The organism is Burkholderia vietnamiensis LMG 10929, from assembly GCF_000959445.1.
GTDB classification, from domain to species: Bacteria; Pseudomonadota; Gammaproteobacteria; order Burkholderiales; family Burkholderiaceae; genus Burkholderia; species Burkholderia vietnamiensis.
This window is the reverse complement of sequence record NZ_CP009631.1, coordinates 476,888-495,869: the sequence shown is the minus strand read 5'-3', so window position 1 is coordinate 495,869 and position 18,982 is coordinate 476,888. Positions and strand designations below refer to the sequence as shown.

Below are 18,982 nucleotides of genomic sequence, written 5' to 3'. Positions count from 1 at the left end.
ATGCTTGCGGCCGCCTTGCCCTTTTTTGTTGTCAGTCGGAGTTTGAATGAGCGTTACCACGTCGGGGTTGCAGTCGAAGTCGGGTCAAAGTGCGTCCAGGCGCGCGATCGAGCTGATCAGCTCGATGCGCTTCGCGATCGCACTGTTGGTGGTGCTGTCGATCGCGAGCATCATCGGCACGGTGCTGACCCAGGACGACCCCTATCCGAACTACGTGAACCAGTTCGGGCCGTTCTGGGCGGACATCTTCCGCTCGCTCGGCCTGTACAACGTGTACAGCGCGTGGTGGTTCATGCTGATCCTGATCTTCCTGGTCGCGTCGATCTCGCTGTGCGTGATCCGCAACGCGCCGAAGATGCTCGCCGACGCGAAGAGCTGGAAGGACAAGGTCCGCGAAGGCAGCCTGCGCGCGTTCCATCACAAGGCCGAATACACCGTTGCCGGCACGCGCGCGAGCGTCGCGGCGACGCTCGCCGCATTCGTCGCGAAGGGCGGCTACAAGCACGTCGTGCGCGAAACCGACGGCGCGACGCTGATCTCCGCGAAACGCGGCGCGCTGACGAAGTGGGGCTACATTTCCGCGCACCTGGCGATCGTCGTGATCTGTATCGGCGGCCTGCTCGACAGCAACCTGCCGATCAAATTCCAGATGTGGATGTTCGGCAAGAGCCCGGTCAATACGAGCGCGACGATCAGCGAGATCTCGCCCGATCACCGGCTGTCCGCGTCGAACCCGACGTTCCGCGGCTACGCATGGGTGCCCGAAGGCCAGTTCGTGTCCACCGCGATCCTCAACCAGCCGAACGGCTCGTTGATCCAGGACCTGCCGTTCTCGATCCAGCTGAACAAGTTCATCGTCGATTACTACACGACCGGGATGCCGAAGCTGTTTGCGAGCGACATCGTCGTGATCGATCGCGAGACGGGCCGGAAGATTCCGGCGCGCGTCGAAGTGAACAAGCCGTTCACCTACAAGGGCGTGTCGATCTATCAGTCGAGCTTCCAGGACGGCGGCTCGCAGATGCAGATGACGGCCTATCCGATGACGGGCGACACCGCGAAGACGTTCGCCGTGAAGGGCACGATCGGCAGCACGGCGCCGCTGCAGATGCCGGGCAGCGACGGCGACACGATCGAGTTCTCGGACTTCCGCGCGATCAACGTCGAGAACATGGCCGACGCGAACGGCAAGCCGGACGTGCGCGGCGTGGCGAAGACGGAGTCGCTGAAGCAGGCGTTCGACGAACGGCTCGGCTCGGGCGCGAAGACGTCGAAGCCGATGCAGCTTCATAACATCGGGCCGTCCGTGCAGTACAAGATCCGCGGCAAGGACGGCCAGGCGCGCGAGTTCAACAACTACATGCTGCCGGTCGACATGGGCGGCGCGCGCGTGTTCCTCGCGGGCGTGCGCGCGAGCCCGAACGACGCGTTCCGCTACATGCGGATTCCGGCCGACAGCGAGGATTCGATCGGCGAATGGATGCGCCTGCGCGCCGCGCTCGAGGATCCGGCGGTGCGCGCGGACGCCGCCGCCCGTTTCGCCCAGCGTTCGCTGCCGACCACCGACGCGTCGCTGCGCGGCCGGCTGCAGGACAGCGCGTTCAAGGTGTTGACCCTCTTTGCGGCGAGTGACGACAGCGTCGGTCGCGGTGCGGACGGGCAGCCGGTCGGCGGCTTCCAGGCGGTGGCCACCTTCATCGACCGGTCGGTGCCGAAAGCCGAGCAGGAAAAGGCGGCGAGCCTGCTGCTGCGCATGCTCGAGGGCTCGATGTGGGAGGTCTGGCAGATCGCGCGCGAGCGGGCCGGCGAGCCGGCCGTCCAGCAGGGCGCCGACACGGTCCGCTTCGTGCAGAACGCGATCAATGCGCTATCCGACAGCTTCCTGTACGGATCGCCGGTCTATTTGCAGCTCGATTCCTTCAAGCAGGTGCAAGCCTCGGTATTTCAGCTGACGCGCGCGCCCGGCAAGAATCTGGTGTATCTTGGCAGCCTGCTGTTGGTCGCCGGCATCTTCTCGATGTTCTACGTGCGCGAGCGGCGCCTGTGGTTCTGGCTCAAGGATGCCGGTGCGGGCGTCGAAGTGGTGATGGCGATGTCCACGGCGCGCAAGACGTTCGATTTCGAGAACGAATTCGTGCAGACGCGCGATGCGGCCGGCGCCGCCCTGGGCGCCGCACCCCGCGACGCCGCGCCCGCCGGCGCGGCTGCAACTGCCCGCCCGCCCGTCGGCGGCGGTTCCGATTCCGAGAATTCCACCCGGTAACATCATGGATCTCACTCAAGCCTCCTCTTCCCGTCCGGGGACCGTCAAGGCCCCGAATCCGGCGCCGTTGTTCGACGGCCGTCCGTTCCTCTCGCGCCTGTCCGTGCTTGACTGGCTGTTCGCGCTGGCGCTCGTGGTCGGCGCGGGCTATGCGTTCGTGCACTACAACGAGCACATGAATTACTACGACAAGGCAGTGATGATCGGCACGGTGCCGGCGCTCGTCGTGCTCGGCTGGCGCTGGAAACCCGCGCGGCTGCTGATGGCGGCGATCGCCGTGCTGTCCTTGCTGTCGATCCAGATCTACCAGGGCGACCTCGCGCGCGCCGATTCGGCGTTCTTCCTGAAATACTTCCTGTCGAGCCAGTCGGCGATCCTCTGGATGAGCGCCTTGTTCGTGCTCGCGACGATCTTCTACTGGATCGGCCTGCTCGCGCGCGCCGCGACGGGCTCCGCGATCGGCCAGAAGCTCACGTGGGCCGCCGTGCTGATGGGCTTCGTCGGCCTGATGGTACGTTGGTACGAGTCCTATCTGATCGGCGCCGACGTCGGGCATATCCCCGTGTCGAACCTGTATGAAGTGTTCGTGCTGTTCAGCCTGATCACCGCGCTGCTCTACCTGTATTACGAGGGCCATTACGGCACGCCTGCGCTCGGTGCGTTCGTGCTGCTCGTGATCAGCGCGGCCGTCGGCTTCCTGATGTGGTACTCGGTCGCGCGCGACGCGCAGCAGATCCAGCCGCTCGTGCCGGCGCTGCAGAGCTGGTGGATGAAGATCCACGTGCCGGCGAACTTCATCGGCTACGGCAGCTTCGCGCTGTCGGCGATGGTGGCGGTCGCGTATCTGATGAAGGAACGCGGCATGCTGGCCGATCGGCTGCCGACGCTCGACGTGCTCGACGACGTGATGTACAAGTCGATCGCCGTCGGCTTCGCGTTCTTCACGATCGCGACGATTCTCGGCGCGCTGTGGGCGGCGGAAGCGTGGGGCGGCTACTGGAGCTGGGACCCGAAGGAAACCTGGGCGCTGATCGTGTGGCTCAATTACGCGGCGTGGCTGCACATGCGCCTGATGAAGGGGCTGCGCGGCACGGTCGCCGCATGGTGGGCGCTCACGGGCCTGCTCGTGACGACGTTCGCGTTCCTCGGCGTCAACATGTTCCTGTCAGGGCTGCACAGCTACGGCAAGCTGTAAGATTTCCGATGCGGGTCCGACAAAAGACCGCCGGCGCACTGCGTGCCCCGGCGGTTTTCTTTTGTTACCGACGGGCGCGCCGCGCGTCGAACGGCGCATGACGGGCCGGGTCGAACGCAGATGAAGCGTGCGCGCCGCGCATGCATGAGGAGCAGCACCATGTGGATCAGGCATTCCCTGCGCAACCTGTTGACCGGCGCCGACATTGCGCCCAGCGAGATCACCGCGCGCGCGGTGTTCGAGAACCGGCGCCGCGTATTGCAGGCGGCCGGCCTTGCGGCGGCGGGCGGATTGCTCGGCGGCAGCGGCGCGGCATTCGGCGCGTATGCGTCGCCCGACGCGCGGGCCGCGAAGCTCGCGGCGAAGACCAATCCGAAATTCGTCGCGGCCGACAAGGTCACGCCGTTCAAGGACATCACGTCCTACAACAACTTCTACGAATTCGGCACCGACAAGGGCGACCCGGCGCAGAATGCCGGCACGCTGCGGCCGCGCCCGTGGCGGGTGAGCGTCGAAGGCGAGGTGCTGCATCCGAAGGTGTTCGATCTCGACGAACTGCTGAAGCTGGCGCCGCTCGAGGAGCGCGTGTACCGGCTGCGCTGCGTCGAGGGCTGGTCGATGGTGATTCCGTGGATCGGCGTGCCGTTCTCCGAACTGGTCAAGCGCGTGCAGCCGACCGGCAACGCGAAATATGTGCAGTTCATCACGCTGGCCGATCCGTCGCAGATGCCGGGGCTGTCGACGCCGGTACTCGACTGGCCTTACTCCGAAGGGCTGCGCATGGACGAGGCGATGAACCCGCTCACGCTGCTGACGATGGGCGTCTACGGCCAGGTGCTGCCGAATCAGAACGGCGCGCCGGTGCGTATCGTCGTGCCGTGGAAGTACGGCTTCAAGAGCGCGAAGTCGCTGGTGAAGATCCGCTTCGTCGACAAGCAGCCGAAGACGAGCTGGAACACCTACGCATCGAACGAATACGGCTTTTATTCGAACGTGAATCCGAATGTCGATCACCCGCGCTGGAGCCAGGCGACCGAGCGGCGGATCGGCGACGACGGGTTCTTCACGCCGAAGCGCAAGACGCTGATGTTCAACGGCTACGGCGATCTGGTCGCATCGATGTATCAGGGCATGGACCTGAAGAAGAACTTCTGAGTGCGACGACCGTGAGAAACGACATGCATCCGTCGACGCTGGAGCCGCGGCGGGCGTCCAGCCCGCCCGCGGCGGCCGCCGGTGTTGCGCGGGCGGGCACCGCGGCGCGGGCTGCGCCGCAGCGCTGGCTTGTGCCGGCCAGGCTGCTGGTGTTTGCGGTCGGCCTTTATCCGCTCGCGCGTCTGGTGCTGTTCGGGCTGACCGACCGGCTCGGCGCGAACCCGATCGAATTCATCACGCGCTCCACCGGCCGGTGGACGCTCGTGATCCTCTGCGCCACGCTCGCTGTCACGCCGCTGCGGCGCATGACGGGCGTGGCCGCGTTGCTGCGCTTTCGCCGGATGATCGGGTTGTTCGCGTTCTTTTACGCGACGCTGCACTTCGCAACGTACGTGTGGTTCGACAAGTGGTTCGACGTGCTGGCGATCCTGAAGGACGTCGGCAAGCGTCCGTTCATCACCGTCGGTTTCGCCGCGTTCGTGCTGTTGATTCCGCTGGCCGCGACGTCGCCGCGTGCGATGGCGCGTCGGCTCGGCCGTCATTGGGCGACGTTGCACCGGGCGATCTATGCGATCGCGCTGTTCGGCGTGCTGCATTTCTGGTGGATGCGGGCCGGCAAGCACGATCTCGCGCAGCCGAAGCTGTACGCGGCGATCGTCGCCGTGCTGCTCGGCTGGCGGCTGTTCGAATGGAGCCGACGTCGCATTCGCGCGTGACGATGAACGACGCACGCGCGGAAAAACAAAAGGCGATGACGGGGAGTCATCGCCTTTTGTCGTGTCGACAGGTGAACCGCGAGCGGCGCAGCGCTCGATTACTTCGCGGCCGCCGGGCTCGATGCTGCCGTTGCCGCCTTCGACGTGCTGCTCGAGAGCTCCGGCGACAGTGTCAGCGGCGTGCCGGAAGAGTCGGGGATGCTGTCGTACGACGCGTTTTCATCGGTCGGCGTGACGTCCGACGGCGGCGTGTCCTGCTGCTGAATGGGCTTGGCCGGCAACGGGGGCACGGTGGGCAGATAGAGCGGACCGCGTTGACCGCAGCCGGCAAGAATCGCCAAAGCCGCTACAATCGCGCTCATCCGGAAAACGACTCGCATGATCGTCCCTGAACAATTTAACCGATAGAGTTTAGCATGTCCGATACTGAATACCTGGCTCGCGCAGAGGCCGTGCTGGCGGCCGTGGAACGTACCGTCGACGCCGCGAACGACGGCGATCACGACATCGATCTGGAGCGCAACGGCAGCGTGCTGACGCTGACGTTCGAGAACGGCTCGAAGATCATCGTCAATCTGCAGCCGCCGATGAAGGAGCTGTGGATCGCCGCGAAGGCCGGTGGATTCCACTACCGGTTCGTGGACGGCGAATGGCGCGATACGCGCACCGGCACCGAGTTCTTCTCCGCACTGACCGACTACGCGACGCAACAGGCCGGCCTGCCGATCACGTTCCGCGCGTGACGCCGGCGCTCGGCGCAGCGGCATGAAAAAAAGCGCCCGCGGGCGCTTTTTTCATTTCCGGGCCGCCGGAGCGTCAGTGGCCGCGGAACAGGTTCATGATGTCCTGCTTTTCCTGCTCGTCGACATGCGGCGCTTCTTCGTCGACGTTCTGCGGAGTCGCCGCCTGCGGTACGCCGACCGTCGACACGAAGCCGTGCCCCGGCGTGAACTCGGTGAAGTACAGCTCGCCGCCGAGCGACTGGACGTCGTCGGGCATGGTCGGCTTGAACTCGGGCACGTCCTTCAGCGCCGCGCCCATGTAGTCGATCCAGACCGGCAGCGACAGCCCGCCGCCCGTTTCGCGATCGCCGAGGCTGCGCGGGTTGTCGTAGCCGATCCACGCGATCGCCGCGAGCGTGTGCTGATAGCCGGCGAACCACGCGTCGTGCGAATCGTTCGTCGTGCCCGTCTTGCCGGCGAGGTCGGTGCGCTTGAGCACGTTGGTGCGCGCGCCGGTGCCGCGCTGCGCGACGCTCTGCAGCAGGCTGTTCATCACGTATGCGTTGCGTGCGTCGATCGCGCGCGGCGCGTTCTGCTCGGCGATGAGCGGTTGCGCGCGCGCGACGATCGCGCCGCTCGGATCGGTCACTTCGGCGATCAGATACGGATTCACGCGGAAGCCGCCGTTCGCGAACACCGAGTACGCGCCGGCCATCTGCAGCGGCGTGACCTGGCCCGCGCCCAGCGCCATCGGCAGGTAGGCCGGATGGCGCTCGGCGTCGAAGCCGAAGCGCGTGATGTACTGCTGCGCGTACTTCGTGCCGATGTGGTTCAGGATCCGGATCGAGACGAGGTTGCGCGAGCGCTGCAGCGCGGTGCGCATCGACATCGGGCCTTCGAAGCCGCCGCCGTAGTTCTTCGGCTCCCACGGCTGGCCGCCGGTTTCGGCCGCGCTGAAATACAGCGGGCCGTCGTTGATCACGGTGGCCGGCCCGAGCCCCTTGTCGAGCGACGCCGAATAGATGAACGGCTTGAACGACGAGCCGGGCTGCCGCCACGCCTGCGTGACGTGATTGAACTTGTTCTTGTTGTAATCGAAGCCGCCGACGAGCGAGCGGATCGCGCCGTCCTGCGGGACGATCGAGATGAACGCGCCTTCGACCTGCGGCAACTGCGTGATCGACCATTTGCCGGTGTCGCTCTTCACGACGCGCACGATCGCGCCCGGCCGGATCCGGCGGTTCGGCTGCGCGTTGGCCGACAGCGCGCTCGACGCGAAGCGCAGATTGTCGCCGTCGATCGTCGCGCTGCTGCCGTCGATGAACGCCACGGTGATCTGGCGCGGGCTCGTCGCGGTGACGACCGCCGCGATCAGCTCGCCGTTGTCGGGATGCTCGAGCAGCGCGTCGTCGATCGCCTGCTCGCGATCGTCCGCGCCGGCCGGCAGCTCGATGAAGCCCTCCGGCCCACGATAGCCGTGACGGCGCTCGTAATCCATGATGCCCTTGCGCAACGCGGTGTACGCGACCTGCTGATCGGCGGAGTCGATCGTCGTGACCACGTTGAAGCCGCGCGTGTAGGTTTCTTCCCGGTACTGCGCGTACATCATCTGCCGGACCATCTCCGCGACGTACTCGGCGTGCACGCTGAACTCGCGCCCCGCGCCCTTGACGACGAGCGGCTGCGCGACGGCTTCGTCGTACTGCTCGCGCGTGATGAAGTTCAGCTCGAGCATCCGTTGCAGGATGTACTCCTGACGCACCTTCGCGCGCTTCGGATTGACGACCGGGTTATACGCCGACGGCGCCTTCGGCAACCCCGCGAGCATCGCCGCCTCGGCGAGCGTGATGTCCTTCAGGTCCTTGCCGAAGTAGACCCGCGCTGCGCTCGCGAAGCCGTATGCACGCTGGCCGAGGTAGATCTGATTCATATAGACCTCGAGAATCTGATCTTTCGTCAGCGCGCGCTCGATCCGGTACGCGAGCAGCATCTCGTAGATCTTGCGGGTGTAGGTCTTTTCGCTCGACAGGAAGAAGTTGCGCGCGACCTGCATCGTGATCGTGCTCGCGCCCTGCGACGCATGGCCGTTCGTCAACGCGACGAAGCCCGCGCGGGCGATGCCGGTGAGGTCGACGCCGCCATGATCGTAGAACCGTGCGTCCTCGATCGCGAGGATCGCCTTCTTCAGCGAATCCGGCACGTCCTTGAAATGGACGATGTCGCGCCGTTCCTCGCCGAATTCGCCGATCAGCACGTGATCGGACGTGTAGATGCGCAGCGGCACCTTCGGGCGGTAGTCGGTCAGCGCGTCGAGCGACGGCATGTTCGGCCATGCGACGACGAGCGCATAGCCGAGCACGAGGCCGCCGGCCACGACGATGGCCACGCACATCGCGGCGAGCCCGATCAGGGCCTTCAGCCACCAGGGGCGCTTCTTCGGCTCGGGCGCGGGAGGCGGGGACGTAGGAGACGTGGATTGCATAGGCATACCGGAAAACAGTCCCGCGATTATAGCTGCCCGGTACGACCGGTCCTGACACGGCGCGCGCCCGCGGCGAAGCGGCCAATCGCGGTGTCGCCGACACAGTGTCCACGCGCTCGGCTCGCGCCACAACTGGCCGTTCGGCCGACTGTCGGCCGCGCCCGCCGCTCAGCAGAATCAGTGCTCGGAAACGCGGCGTGGGCCGCAACGATCGCGGGAGGCTGGGATGGCTGGACGATGGGCGGCGCGCTTCGCGCCGGGCAGGCACCGTTCGACGGGGATCGACGTCGCGGCTGACGAGGTGAGAGTGGCCGTGCTGAGCCGGCGCGGCCGAGCTGCGGAGGTGCGTGTCGACGGCCTCGAACGGGAGTCGGTGGGCCTCGCGGGCGGGCCCGACGATGCGCGCTGGGCCTCGGTGGCGCGCGCATTGGCGGCGGCCGTGGCGCGGCTGTCCGCGGCTGGCGTGCGCTGCGACACGCGCGGCGTGATGGCGCTGCGCGATGACGAGATGCGCACGGCGACGCTCGATCTGGCCGGACGCGCCGACGTCGCTGATGCCGCCCGTCAGGCCGCCGAGCGCATCTCGGGGCTGGCGCCCGACAGTCTCGCGTACGACTGGCGGCAGGACGACGGCGCATGCGTGGGCGAGATTGCGGTCGCCGTGGCGCCGCAGGCGTTGCTCGAGCGGCGGATCGACGTCGCCGCGCAGGCCGGCATCGACCTGACGGCGGTCGACGCAGAGTCGGCGGCCGCGCTGCGCGCGCTGCGCTATGCCGCGCAGTTCGAGCACGATGCGCACGGGCCGTACGCAGCGTTCTGGTTCGGCGATTCGGGCGTGTACGGTTGGCGGGTCGACGGATCGGTCGCCGCCTCGGTGCTCGCGGTGTCGGGCAACGAGCGGTCGGGGTTGCCGGACGCGTTGCGGCGCTGCGCTCTCGAGCCCGTGCGCTGCGCGCTGGTGGCCGGCGACGAGCGCTGCATGGCCCGCTGCGGCACGTCGGTCGCCGACATCGGCGATGCGCTCGGCGTAGCGGCGGTGCCGTTCGACTGCACCGGATGGGACGGGCTGCCCAGCGGGCCCGTAGGCTGCGCGGGCGAGCCGGCATTTGCGCTCGCGATCGGGCTGGCGTTGCGCGGGGTGTGGGAATGATGGCCGGCATGGGAGCCGGGCCGGCTATCGCGAGCCGAGCCGCGCTCGGCGGCTTCAATCTGCTGCCGTACCGAGAGCGCGTCGCCCAGGTGTTGCGCCGTCGGCGCGCGACGCATCTGGGCGCGGCCATCGTGCTCGGCGTGCTCGCGGCCGGTCTTTGGACGGGAGCCGCGACCGTGTGGCGATGGAACCTCGACGCCGAGCGCGCGCGGCTGGACGCGCAGTTGCGCCAGTGGCAGCCGCAGCTGGATGTCGCCCGGCGTGCCGCCGGCGTGGCCGCGGATGCCGCGCAACGCGACGCGCGGGCCGCCGAGCTGGCTGCACCGTCCCGGCGCGTCGTCGCGTTGCTCGCGATACTGGCGCATGCGTCCGACGACTCGGTGCGACTCGACGCGCTGCGGACGACTTCGTCAGGAGCCGTGCTCGACGCGCGCGCGTCGACCTACACTGCGGCCGCACGGTGGCTTGCCCGGATCGCGGCCGGGCAGCCCGGCTGGCAATTCGACCTTGGCGCGCTGACGCCTGCTTCGGGTGCGCCGGACGCGGGCGCCGCCGCGCCGTTCCGGTTCTCCGTGCAGGTGCGCTGGCACGATGCGTCGCCACGGCCTAACGTGAAGGGAGGCGGCGCATGACGGCGCTCGCGTATCGCTCCATGCCCGGCGTTGCGCAGCGCCTCGGCCGCGTGACGCGGATGTCGCCGGCGGTCGCCCACGCGATAGGCTGCGTGCTGGCATTTACCGCCGTCGCGTGCGGCGTCATATATCTGATGGACGCCGCCGACGCGAGCGGGTTCCACCGCAGCCGTGCACTGCTGGCGACCGCGCACGCGCGCGTCGCTGCTGCACGGCGGATGCTTCCGACGGCAGCCGCGCAGCAGCGCGACCGCGGCGCGCCAGCCACACCGGCGTGGCCCGCGCTGCTGCTGGAACTGGCGGACCTGGCCGGCGCGAGCGGCTTGCGGATCGTGTCGATCGAGCCGGGGCGTGCAGACCAGACTGCGCCGGATGGCCGGCGAACCGTGCGAATGGTCGCGGAAGGCGGTTTCGCGGCGCTGCTGCGGCTGATGGACGGCCTGGCGCGCTTGCGAGCGCTCGTGGTGCCCACGCTCCTGCAGATCGAGCGGAAGGCGTCCGCCGCCCGGATGGACGTGACGCTCGACGTGTTCCCGGGGTTGCGGCCCGCTTCGATGCCCGGCGATGCCGCTGCGCCGCCTGCCGTAACGGCGGCCGGCGATCCGTTCGGCGGCGCGGGCGAGCCGATGTCCGATAATTCCGCACCGCGCCTCGCCGGCACGATTCGCGACGCTCGTGCGGCGCTCGCATTGTTCGAATCCGGCAACGGCAAGTTCTCGACGGTCGCGCCCGGCGACGCTCTCGGCGCGGCGCGCGTGACGCGTGTCGAGGCTGGCGCGGTGACGCTCGCGACGGCCGACGGCGCACGCCGGTTCGTCGTGGACGACGGAGGCAACCCATGAGCCGGCATGCATGGTGGGCGATCGTACTCGGCGCCGGGCTGGGCGCGTCGGCGGCACAGGCGACGCTGCCGCCTTTGCCGCCGTCAGGATGGCCGATCGCGTCGATACCACTGCACGGCGCCGATGTGCCGTTGCCGCAAGGCGCGCCCGACGGCCCGACCGTTGCCGCCGACGGGCCGGCCGAGCCAGCGCCGTTCGACGCGGCGGCGCGCACGGTGCACGACGCAGGCGCGAGCGCGTCGTCGGCGTTGCCGCCGCAGCAGCCGGTGCTGGAAGGTCCGCCGATTCCATTGCCGCCGCCCACGCGGATGAACGACCCCGCGGCGCGGCATGCGGGCGACGCGGACGATGCACGGCGAATCTCGCTGAATCTGCAAGGCGCCGCGCTGGCCGCTGCGTTCGACGCGCTCGCGCGCTTCACCGGCCTGAACATCATCGTCGGCGAGCAGGTGCGCGGCACCGTTACGTTGCGTCTGAACAATGTCCGTTGGCGCGATGCATTCGATACGCTGCTCGACACGCACGGGCTCGCGATGTCCCGGCGCGGCAACGTGATCTGGGTCACGCCGGCGGCCGAACTGGCTGCCCGGGAGCGCGAGCGCTTCGAAACCCATGCGCGCGCGGCCGAGCTGGAGCCGCTCGCGAGCCGCACCTTCGCGCTGCGTTACCCGCGTGCGGCGGACGTGCAGCGGCTGCTGGCCGGCGCGACCGGCCAGCGCCTGCTGTCCAGACGCGGCGCCGCGGCCGCCGATCCGCGGATGAACCTGCTGTTCGTCACCGATCTTGCGCCGCGCATCGCCCAGATTGCGGAGCTGATCGACGCGATCGACCGAGCTTCGCGACAGGTCCGGATCGAGGCGCGGATCGTCGAAGGCGAACAGGGCTTTTCGCGCAACCTCGGCGCGCGCGTCGCGCTGCGCGCCCACGGGCGCGCCCCGGCGGCCGACGGCGCGGCGGCCGCAACCGACACGCGCAATGCGCTCGATCTGACGGCCCGCGCCATCGGCGGCTTCGACGCGGCCACGGCCGGTTTCACACTATTCGCCGCGCCGCTCAGTCGCGTGCTCGACATCGAGCTGAGCGCGCTGGAGGCGCAAGGGCGCGGCCAGATCGTTTCCAGGCCGCGCGTGGTGACGGCCGATCGCGTGAAGGCGATCGTCGAACAGGGTTCCGAGGTGCCGTACCAGGCAAAGGTCGGCAACGGCGTGAGCGGCGTGCAGTTCCGCCGCGCGACGCTGAAGCTCGAGGTCGAGCCGCAGATCACGCCCGACGGGCGCGTCGTGCTCGACCTCGACGTGACGAAGGACAGCATCGGCGAGCCGACCGCGGCCGGTCCGGCGATTCATACGAAGCACGTTCAGACGCGCGTGGAGGTGGAGGACGGCGGTACGGTCGCGATCGGCGGGATCTACGAGCAACTGAGGCGGGACGATGTGACGCGCGTGCCGCTGTTGGGCAGAATACCGGTTCTGGGCGCGCTGTTCCGACACCGCGCGCGCAGCGACCAGCGCAGCGAACTGGTCGTCTTCATCACGCCGACGGTCGTCGGCGCACGTTGCGACCCCGCCGTGACGAGCGACGCCGATCCGGCACAAACGGGGCCGGAAGCCGACGGCGCAGGCTCGACAAGGCGGCCGCTTTGCCAGTAAGCTGCGCCACACACCAGCAAGATTCAAGCAGAGGAAGCCGTTGCAAGCGCGGGACCCACACGCAAACGTATTTTTCGTCGGCCTTATGGGAGCGGGTAAGACCACCGTGGGCCGTGCGGTCGCGCGCCGGCTCGACAGGACGTTCTTCGACTCCGACCACGAAATCGAGGCCCGCACGGGCGCCCGCATCCCGGTGATCTTCGAGATGGAGGGCGAGGCCGGCTTTCGCGACCGCGAATCGCAGGTGATCGCCGAACTGACGCAGCGCGAGAACATCGTGCTGGCGACCGGCGGCGGCGCGGTGCTGCGCGCCGAAAATCGCGAATGCCTCAAAAACCACGGCATCGTCATCTATCTGCGCGCCAATCCGCACGATCTGTGGCTGCGCACGCGCAAGGACAAGAACCGCCCGCTGTTGCAGACCGACGATCCGAAAGCCCGCCTCGAAGCGCTGTACGAAGCGCGCGACCCGCTGTACCGCGAATGCGCGGATTTCATCATCGAGACGGGCCGCCCGTCGGTCAACGGCCTCGTCAACATGGTGCTGATGCAACTCGAACTCGCAGGCGTCATCGCCAAGCCGCTACAAGCATGATTACCGTCAACGTCGATCTGGGCGACCGCGCCTACCCGATTCACATTGGTGCCGGCCTGATTGGCCGCACCGAGCTGTTCGCTCCTCACATCAACGGTTCGTCGGTGACGATCGTCACCAACACGACCGTCGATCCGCTGTACGGCGATGCGCTGCGCGCCGCGCTCGCGCCGCTCGGCAAGCGCGTGTCCACCGTCGTCCTGCCGGACGGCGAGGCCTACAAGAACTGGGAAACGCTCAACCTGATCTTCGACGGGCTGCTCACCGAGCGCGCCGATCGCAAGACGACGCTGATCGCACTCGGTGGCGGCGTGATCGGCGACATGACCGGTTTCGCGGCTGCCTGCTACATGCGCGGCGTGCCGTTCATCCAGGTGCCCACGACGCTGCTGTCGCAGGTCGATTCGTCGGTCGGCGGCAAGACGGGCATCAATCATCCGCTCGGCAAGAACATGATCGGCGCGTTCTACCAGCCGCAGGCGGTCGTCGCCGATATCGGCGCGCTGGCGACGCTGCCCGATCGCGAGCTGGCGGCCGGCATCGCCGAGGTCATCAAGACCGGCGCGATCGCCGATGCCGAATTCTTCGACTGGATCGAGGCCAACGTCGACGCGCTGAACCGCCGCGAGCCGGCCGCGCTCGTGCATGCGGTGAAGCGCTCGTGCGAGATCAAGGCGAGCGTGGTCGCCGCCGACGAGCGCGAAGGCGGCCTGCGCGCGATCCTGAACTTCGGCCATACGTTCGGTCATGCGATCGAGGCCGGGCTCGGCTACGGCGAATGGCTGCACGGCGAGGCGGTCGGCTGCGGGATGGTGATGGCGGGCGATCTGTCCGTGCGGCTCGGCCTGCTCGACGAAGCATCGCGGCAGCGGCTCGATGCGGTGATCGCCGCGGCCCGTCTGCCGGTGAGCGGGCCGGCGCTCGGCGAGGCGCGCTATATGGACCTGATGCGCGTCGACAAGAAGGCCGAGGCCGGCGCGATCAAGTTCATCCTGCTGAAGCGATTCGGCGATACGCTGATCGCGCCGGCACCCGACGAAGCCGTGTTCGCCACGCTGGCGAAGACTACCCGGTAACGGCGCTCCGGATGGCCCGGCGCCCCTGACATGGAGCACACGTGAGCGAGACATCCAGCAGCAAACCGATCGAAGCCGGCCGCGCATCCGTCGCGGCGCCGGCCGAGCCGCCGACGCTGGCGGCGCTGGAAGCCCATCTTGCTCCGTATGCCGCTCATGCGTCGCAGTCGCGCGGGCGCCGTCATGCCGAACAGCCGCCGGCGGCCCGCACCGAGTTCCAGCGCGACCGCGACCGCATCGTTCATTCGACCGCGTTCCGCCGGCTCGAATACAAGACCCAGGTGTTCGTCAATCACGAAGGCGACCTGTTCCGCACCCGTCTCACGCACAGCCTGGAAGTCGCGCAGATCGCGCGTTCGGTGGCGCGCAACCTGCGCCTGAACGAGGATCTCGTCGAAGCGATTTCGCTCGCGCACGATCTCGGCCATACGCCGTTCGGCCATGCCGGGCAGGACGCATTGAACGCGTGCATGCGCGAGCACGGCGGCTTCGAGCACAATCTGCAGAGCCTGGCCGTCGTCGACGAGCTCGAGGAACACTATGGCGCGTTCAACGGCCTGAACCTGTGCTTCGAGACGCGCGAAGGCATCCTCAAGCATTGCTCGCGCGAGAACGCGCGCAAGCTCGGCGCGCTCGGCGAGCGCTTCCTGCAAGGCCGCCAGCCGTCGCTCGAAGCGCAGCTCGCGAACATCGCCGACGAAATCGCGTACAACAATCACGACGTCGACGACGGCCTGCGCTCCGGGCTGATCACGATCGAGCAGCTCGCCGAAGTCGAGCTGTGGCAGCGCCACTACGACGCCGCGCTCGCCGAGTTCCCGCATCTCGAAGGCCGCCGCCTCGTGCACGAGACGGTGCGCCGCATCATCAACACGCTGATCGTCGACCTGATCGACGAGACCACGCGCAATCTCGCCCGCGTCGCACCGGCCTCGCTCGACGACGTGCGCGCGGCGCCGCAGCTCGTCGCGCACAGCGAGCCCGTCGCCGCGCAGGCCGCCGCGCTCAAGCGCTTCCTGTTCAAGAACCTGTACCGCCACTACAAGGTGATGCGCATGGCCAACAAGGCGCAGCGCGTCGTCACCGGGCTGTTCGACGCGTTCATCGACGATCCGCGCCTGCTGCCGCCGCCGTACCAGTCGGACGATCCCGCGCAGCAGCCGCGGCTCGTCGCACACTACATCGCCGGCATGACCGACCGCTTCGCGCTGAAGGAATATCAGCGCCTGTTCGTCGTCAACGACAACTGACTGTCACAAACGATCACTAGACTTCGCCGGTTCAATGGCGATGGGAATGTTGCACACGCTGTTGGTAACGTTTTCATAGGAGAGAGGTCGATGAATAAGAAGCCTGCGGGGACCCTGGTTCGCTCGATCGCGCTCGGCGGCGCGTTGATGTTCGGGATGCAGCACGCGGCATGGGCCGCGACGGAAATCCAGTTCTGGCATGCGATGGAGTCGGCGCTCGGCGAGCGCGTGAACGAGCTCGCCGCGCAGTTCAACGCATCGCAGAGCGACTACAAGATCGTGCCGGTCTTCAAGGGCACCTACGACCAGGCGCTCGCGGCCGGCATCGCGGCGTATCGCAGCGGCAACGCGCCGGCGATCCTCCAGGTCTATGAAGTCGGCACCGCGACGATGATGCAGGCGAAGAAGGCCGTCGTGCCCGTCTACGACGTGTTCAAGCAGGCCGGCGTGCCGCTCGACGAAAAGGCGTTCGTGCCGACCATCGCCAGCTACTACAGCGACGCGAAGACGGGCCATCTGGTGTCGATGCCGTTCAACAGCTCGACGCCGGTGCTGTACTACAACAAGGACGCGTTCAAGAAGGCCGGGCTCGATCCGAACCAGCCGCCGAAGACCTGGGCCGACGTGCAGGCCGACGCGGAGAAGCTGCGCAAGTCCGGGATGTCCTGTGGCTTCACGACCGGCTGGCAGGGCTGGATCCAGCTCGAGAACTACAGCGCGTGGCATGCGTTGCCGTACGCGAGCCGCAACAACGGCTTCGACGGCGCCGACGCGGTGCTCGAATTCAACAAGCCGCAGCAGATCGCTCACATCGCGTTCCTGCAGCAGATGGTGAAGGACGGCACGTTCACGTATGCGGGCCGCAAGGACGAAGCGTCCGCGAAGTTCTACAGCGGCGACTGCGGGATCCTGACGACGTCGTCGGGCGCGCTCGCCAACGTGCAGAAGTTCGCCAAGTTCAACTACGGCACCGGCATGATGCCGTACGACGCGAACGTGAAGGGCGCGCCGCAGAACGCGATCATCGGCGGCGCGAGCCTGTGGGTGCTGGGCGGCAAGGACGCGGCCACCTACAAGGGCGTCGCGAAATTTCTCGCGTTCCTCGCGTCGCCGCCGATCGCCGCGAAGTGGCATCAGGAAACCGGCTATCTGCCGGTGACGACCGCCGCGTACGAGCTCACGCGTCAGCAGGGCTTCTATGCGAAGAACCCGAGCGCGGAAACGGCGATCAAGCAGATGATGAACAAGCCGCCACTGCCTTACACGAAGGGGCTGCGGCTCGGCAACATGCCGCAGATCCGCACCGTCGTCGACGAGGAGCTCGAGCAGGTCTGGGCGCAGAAGAAGTCGCCGAAGGACGCGCTCGACTCGGCCGCATCGCGCGGCGACGAGCTGCTGCGCCGCTTCGAGAAGTCGGGCGGCTGAGCCCGCGTCGCGTTCGTGTCGCCGGCCGGCGCGTCGCAGTGGCGCGCGCGGGCGGCGGCACGGCCTCCTTTCCGCTTTGCCTGACCGGATCTCCGCGATGCAATCCCGTTCCCGTTTCGGCGCGAGCCTGCTGCCGTATCTGCTGATCGCGCCGCAGCTCGCGATCACCGCCGTATTCTTCCTGTGGCCGGCAGGCGTCGCGCTGTGGCAGTCGACGCAGATGCAGGACGCGTTCGGCACGTCGAGCGAATTCGTCGGCTTCGCGAATTTCACGCGTCTGTTCGCCGATCCGCTCTACGTCGACTCGTTCCGCACGACGCTGGTGTTCAGCACGCTCGTCACGGTCAGCGGGCTCGTCGTGTCGCTGCTGCTCGCCGCGTGCGCCGACCGCGTGATCCGCGGCGCGCGCGTGTACCGGACGCTGCTGATCTGGCCGTACGCCGTCGCGCCGACGATCGCGGCCGTGCTGTGGGCGTTCCTGTTCAATCCGAGCATCGGCCTCGTCACCTATGCGCTCGCCAAGGGCGGCATCGTCTGGAACCACGCGCTGAACGGCGGCCAGGCGATGTTCCTGGTCGTGCTCGCATCGGTGTGGAAGCAGGTCAGCTACAACTTCCTGTTCTTCTACGCGGGCCTGCAGGCGATTCCGCGCTCGCTGATCGAGGCGGCCGCGATCGACGGCGCCGGGCCGGTGCGGCGCTTCTTCAACATCGTGCTGCCGCTGCTGTCGCCGACCAGCTTCTTCCTGCTGGTCGTCAATCTCGTGTACGCGTTCTTCGACACGTTCCCGGTGATCGACGCGGCCACCGGCGGCGGCCCCGCGCAAAGCACGAAGACACTGATCTACAAGATCTTCACGGAAGGCTTCCAGGGCCTCGACATCGGCAGCTCGGGCGCGCAGTCGGTCGTGCTGATGATCATCGTCGTCGGCCTGACGGTGATCCAGTTCCGCTTCGTCGAACGCAGGGTGCAATACGCATGATCGAAAATCGCAAGGGCTTCGACCTGTTCTGCCACGCGGTGCTGCTCGCGGGCGTCGTCGTGATCGTGTTCCCGGTGTACGTCGCGTTCTGCGCGGCGACGATGAATGCGCAGGAAGTGTTCACGATCCCGCTGTCGCTGGTGCCGAGCACGCATCTGCTGGAGAACGTCGCGTACATCTGGAGCCACGGCAGCGGCGGCACGACCGCGCCGTTCGGCCGGCTGCTGGTGAACAGCTTCGTGATGGCGCTCGGGATCGCGGTCGGCAAGATCGCGGTGTCGATCCTGTCCGCGTACGCCATCGTCTATTTCCGCTTCCCGCTGCGCAACACCGCGTTCTGGCTGATCTTCGTCACGCTGATGCTGCCGGTCGAGGTGCGGATCTTCCCGACCGTGCAGGTCGTGTCGACGCTGCACCTGACCAACACCTACGCGGGGCTGTCGCTGCCGCTGATCGCGTCGGCGACCGCGACGTTCCTGTTCCGCCAGTTCTTCATGACGCTGCCCGACGAGCTGATGGACGCCGCGCGCATCGACGGCGCGGGGCCGCTGCGGTTTTTCTGGGACGTCGTGCTGCCGCTGTCGAAGACGAGCATCGCCGCGCTGTTCGTGATCACGTTCATCTACGGCTGGAACCAGTATCTGTGGCCGATCCTGATCACGACGGAGGCGTCGCTGTCGACGGCGGTGGTCGGCATCAAGACGATGATCGCGAGCGGCGACGCCGCGACCGAATGGCAATACGTGATGGCGGCGACGCTGCTGGCGATGATTCCGCCGCTCGTCGTCGTGCTGGCGATGCAGCGCTGGTTCGTGCGCGGCCTCGTCGATTCCGAAAAATGATCAACC

At 67.6% G+C, this 18,982-nt stretch carries 17 protein-coding genes; 15 read left to right on the top strand and 2 right to left on the bottom strand.

The features are described from left to right. Window positions 1-46 precede the first annotated feature (46 nt). The 4 genes from AK36_RS12205 to msrQ all read left to right on the top strand — a co-directional run bounded on the left by AK36_RS12205 (window position 47) and on the right by msrQ (window position 5,329). A complete protein-coding gene (locus tag AK36_RS12205; protein WP_045578591.1) occupies window positions 47-2,263 on the top strand; it encodes a cytochrome c biogenesis protein ResB in 2,217 nt (738 codons plus the stop codon). Window positions 2,264-2,267: 4 nt separating this feature from the next. Continuing rightward, the gene (gene ccsB, locus AK36_RS12200) at window positions 2,268-3,458 is read left to right on the top strand and encodes a c-type cytochrome biogenesis protein CcsB (RefSeq protein WP_045579416.1); all 1,191 of its coding nucleotides are present in this window, start codon (window positions 2,268-2,270) and stop codon (window positions 3,456-3,458) included. Between the two features lie 159 nt (window positions 3,459-3,617). Then, on the top strand, window positions 3,618-4,613 hold the full coding sequence (msrP, locus tag AK36_RS12195) for a protein-methionine-sulfoxide reductase catalytic subunit MsrP (protein WP_045579415.1): 996 nt from the start codon (window positions 3,618-3,620) through the stop codon (window positions 4,611-4,613). Between the two features lie 23 nt (window positions 4,614-4,636). Further along, window positions 4,637-5,329, top strand: a complete 693-nt coding sequence (gene msrQ / locus AK36_RS12190; protein ID WP_011883017.1) for a protein-methionine-sulfoxide reductase heme-binding subunit MsrQ — start codon at window positions 4,637-4,639, stop codon at window positions 5,327-5,329. Between the two features lie 98 nt (window positions 5,330-5,427). On the opposite strand, the gene lptM is transcribed toward msrQ, so the two are convergent. Continuing rightward, window positions 5,428-5,709: an LPS translocon maturation chaperone LptM gene (gene lptM, locus AK36_RS12185; protein ID WP_034194009.1), complete on the bottom strand. Its 282-nt coding sequence runs from the start codon at window positions 5,707-5,709 to the stop codon at window positions 5,428-5,430. 36 nt (window positions 5,710-5,745) lie between these two features. On the opposite strand from lptM, the gene cyaY reads away from it, so the two are divergent. After that, window positions 5,746-6,072, top strand: a complete 327-nt coding sequence (gene cyaY, locus AK36_RS12180; RefSeq protein WP_011883019.1) for an iron donor protein CyaY — start codon at window positions 5,746-5,748, stop codon at window positions 6,070-6,072. 73 nt (window positions 6,073-6,145) lie between these two features. On the opposite strand, the gene AK36_RS12175 is transcribed toward cyaY, so the two are convergent. Continuing rightward, window positions 6,146-8,533, bottom strand: a complete 2,388-nt coding sequence (locus AK36_RS12175) for a penicillin-binding protein 1A (protein ID WP_085954458.1) — start codon at window positions 8,531-8,533, stop codon at window positions 6,146-6,148. Window positions 8,534-8,759: 226 nt separating this feature from the next. Between AK36_RS12175 and AK36_RS12170 the strand changes: the two genes are divergently transcribed. The 10 genes from AK36_RS12170 to ugpE all read left to right on the top strand — a co-directional run bounded on the left by AK36_RS12170 (window position 8,760) and on the right by ugpE (window position 18,976). Then, window positions 8,760-9,683 carry a hypothetical protein gene (locus AK36_RS12170; protein ID WP_041493738.1) on the top strand — a complete coding sequence of 308 codons (924 nt, stop codon included), beginning with the start codon at window positions 8,760-8,762 and terminating at the stop codon, window positions 9,681-9,683. Window positions 9,684-9,691: 8 nt separating this feature from the next. Then, window positions 9,692-10,315: a hypothetical protein gene (locus AK36_RS12165; protein WP_045579414.1), complete on the top strand. Its 624-nt coding sequence runs from the start codon at window positions 9,692-9,694 to the stop codon at window positions 10,313-10,315. Continuing rightward, complete coding sequence (locus AK36_RS12160) at window positions 10,312-11,157, top strand: hypothetical protein (RefSeq protein ID WP_045578590.1); 846 nt, start codon at window positions 10,312-10,314, stop codon at window positions 11,155-11,157. Before AK36_RS12165 ends, AK36_RS12160 begins: the two co-directional genes overlap by 4 nt. After that, entirely contained in the window at window positions 11,154-12,806 is a 1,653-nt protein-coding gene (locus tag AK36_RS12155) for a type IV pilus secretin PilQ (protein ID WP_045578589.1), read from the top strand. The genes AK36_RS12160 and AK36_RS12155 overlap by 4 nt, the downstream gene beginning before the upstream one ends. A 40-nt stretch (window positions 12,807-12,846) precedes the next feature. Continuing rightward, window positions 12,847-13,401, top strand: coding sequence for a shikimate kinase (locus tag AK36_RS12150; RefSeq protein WP_011883025.1), 555 nt, complete (start codon window positions 12,847-12,849; stop codon window positions 13,399-13,401). Next, window positions 13,398-14,477: a 3-dehydroquinate synthase gene (aroB, locus tag AK36_RS12145; RefSeq protein WP_014722299.1), complete on the top strand. Its 1,080-nt coding sequence runs from the start codon at window positions 13,398-13,400 to the stop codon at window positions 14,475-14,477. The genes AK36_RS12150 and aroB overlap by 4 nt, the downstream gene beginning before the upstream one ends. A gap of 41 nt (window positions 14,478-14,518) precedes the next feature. Further along, a complete protein-coding gene (locus tag AK36_RS12140) occupies window positions 14,519-15,727 on the top strand; it encodes a deoxyguanosinetriphosphate triphosphohydrolase (RefSeq protein ID WP_011883027.1) in 1,209 nt (402 codons plus the stop codon). 90 nt (window positions 15,728-15,817) lie between these two features. Continuing rightward, window positions 15,818-17,152, top strand: a complete 1,335-nt coding sequence (gene ugpB, locus AK36_RS12135) for a sn-glycerol-3-phosphate ABC transporter substrate-binding protein UgpB (protein ID WP_011883028.1) — start codon at window positions 15,818-15,820, stop codon at window positions 17,150-17,152. A gap of 97 nt (window positions 17,153-17,249) precedes the next feature. Next, window positions 17,250-18,134, top strand: a complete 885-nt coding sequence (gene ugpA, locus AK36_RS12130) for a sn-glycerol-3-phosphate ABC transporter permease UgpA (RefSeq protein WP_041493739.1) — start codon at window positions 17,250-17,252, stop codon at window positions 18,132-18,134. Beyond that, window positions 18,131-18,976 (top strand): sn-glycerol-3-phosphate ABC transporter permease UgpE, encoded by an 846-nt coding sequence (gene ugpE, locus AK36_RS12125; RefSeq protein ID WP_011883030.1) that lies wholly within the window; start codon window positions 18,131-18,133, stop codon window positions 18,974-18,976. Before ugpA ends, ugpE begins: the two co-directional genes overlap by 4 nt. Window positions 18,977-18,982 lie beyond the last annotated feature (6 nt).

Bases quoted from the DNA above. Each gene is read 5' to 3' on its own strand.
- ccsB (WP_045579416.1), top strand. From the start codon at position 2,268: ATGGATCTCACTCAAGCCTCCTCTTCCCGTCCGGGGACCGTCAAGGCC.
- msrP (WP_045579415.1), top strand. From the start codon at position 3,618: ATGTGGATCAGGCATTCCCTGCGCAACCTGTTGACCGGCGCCGACATT.
- aroB (WP_014722299.1), top strand. From the start codon at position 13,398: ATGATTACCGTCAACGTCGATCTGGGCGACCGCGCCTACCCGATTCAC.
- ugpB (WP_011883028.1), top strand. From the start codon at position 15,818: ATGAATAAGAAGCCTGCGGGGACCCTGGTTCGCTCGATCGCGCTCGGC.
- AK36_RS12155 (WP_045578589.1), top strand. From the start codon at position 11,154: ATGAGCCGGCATGCATGGTGGGCGATCGTACTCGGCGCCGGGCTGGGC.
- ugpE (WP_011883030.1), top strand. From the start codon at position 18,131: ATGATCGAAAATCGCAAGGGCTTCGACCTGTTCTGCCACGCGGTGCTG.
- AK36_RS12165 (WP_045579414.1), top strand. From the start codon at position 9,692: ATGGGAGCCGGGCCGGCTATCGCGAGCCGAGCCGCGCTCGGCGGCTTC.
- AK36_RS12160 (WP_045578590.1), top strand. From the start codon at position 10,312: ATGACGGCGCTCGCGTATCGCTCCATGCCCGGCGTTGCGCAGCGCCTC.
- cyaY (WP_011883019.1), top strand. From the start codon at position 5,746: ATGTCCGATACTGAATACCTGGCTCGCGCAGAGGCCGTGCTGGCGGCC.
- msrQ (WP_011883017.1), top strand. From the start codon at position 4,637: ATGCATCCGTCGACGCTGGAGCCGCGGCGGGCGTCCAGCCCGCCCGCG.
- lptM (WP_034194009.1), bottom strand. From the start codon at position 5,709: ATGCGAGTCGTTTTCCGGATGAGCGCGATTGTAGCGGCTTTGGCGATT.
- AK36_RS12175 (WP_085954458.1), bottom strand. From the start codon at position 8,533: ATGCAATCCACGTCTCCTACGTCCCCGCCTCCCGCGCCCGAGCCGAAG.
- ugpA (WP_041493739.1), top strand. From the start codon at position 17,250: ATGCAATCCCGTTCCCGTTTCGGCGCGAGCCTGCTGCCGTATCTGCTG.
- AK36_RS12170 (WP_041493738.1), top strand. From the start codon at position 8,760: ATGGCTGGACGATGGGCGGCGCGCTTCGCGCCGGGCAGGCACCGTTCG.
- AK36_RS12205 (WP_045578591.1), top strand. From the start codon at position 47: ATGAGCGTTACCACGTCGGGGTTGCAGTCGAAGTCGGGTCAAAGTGCG.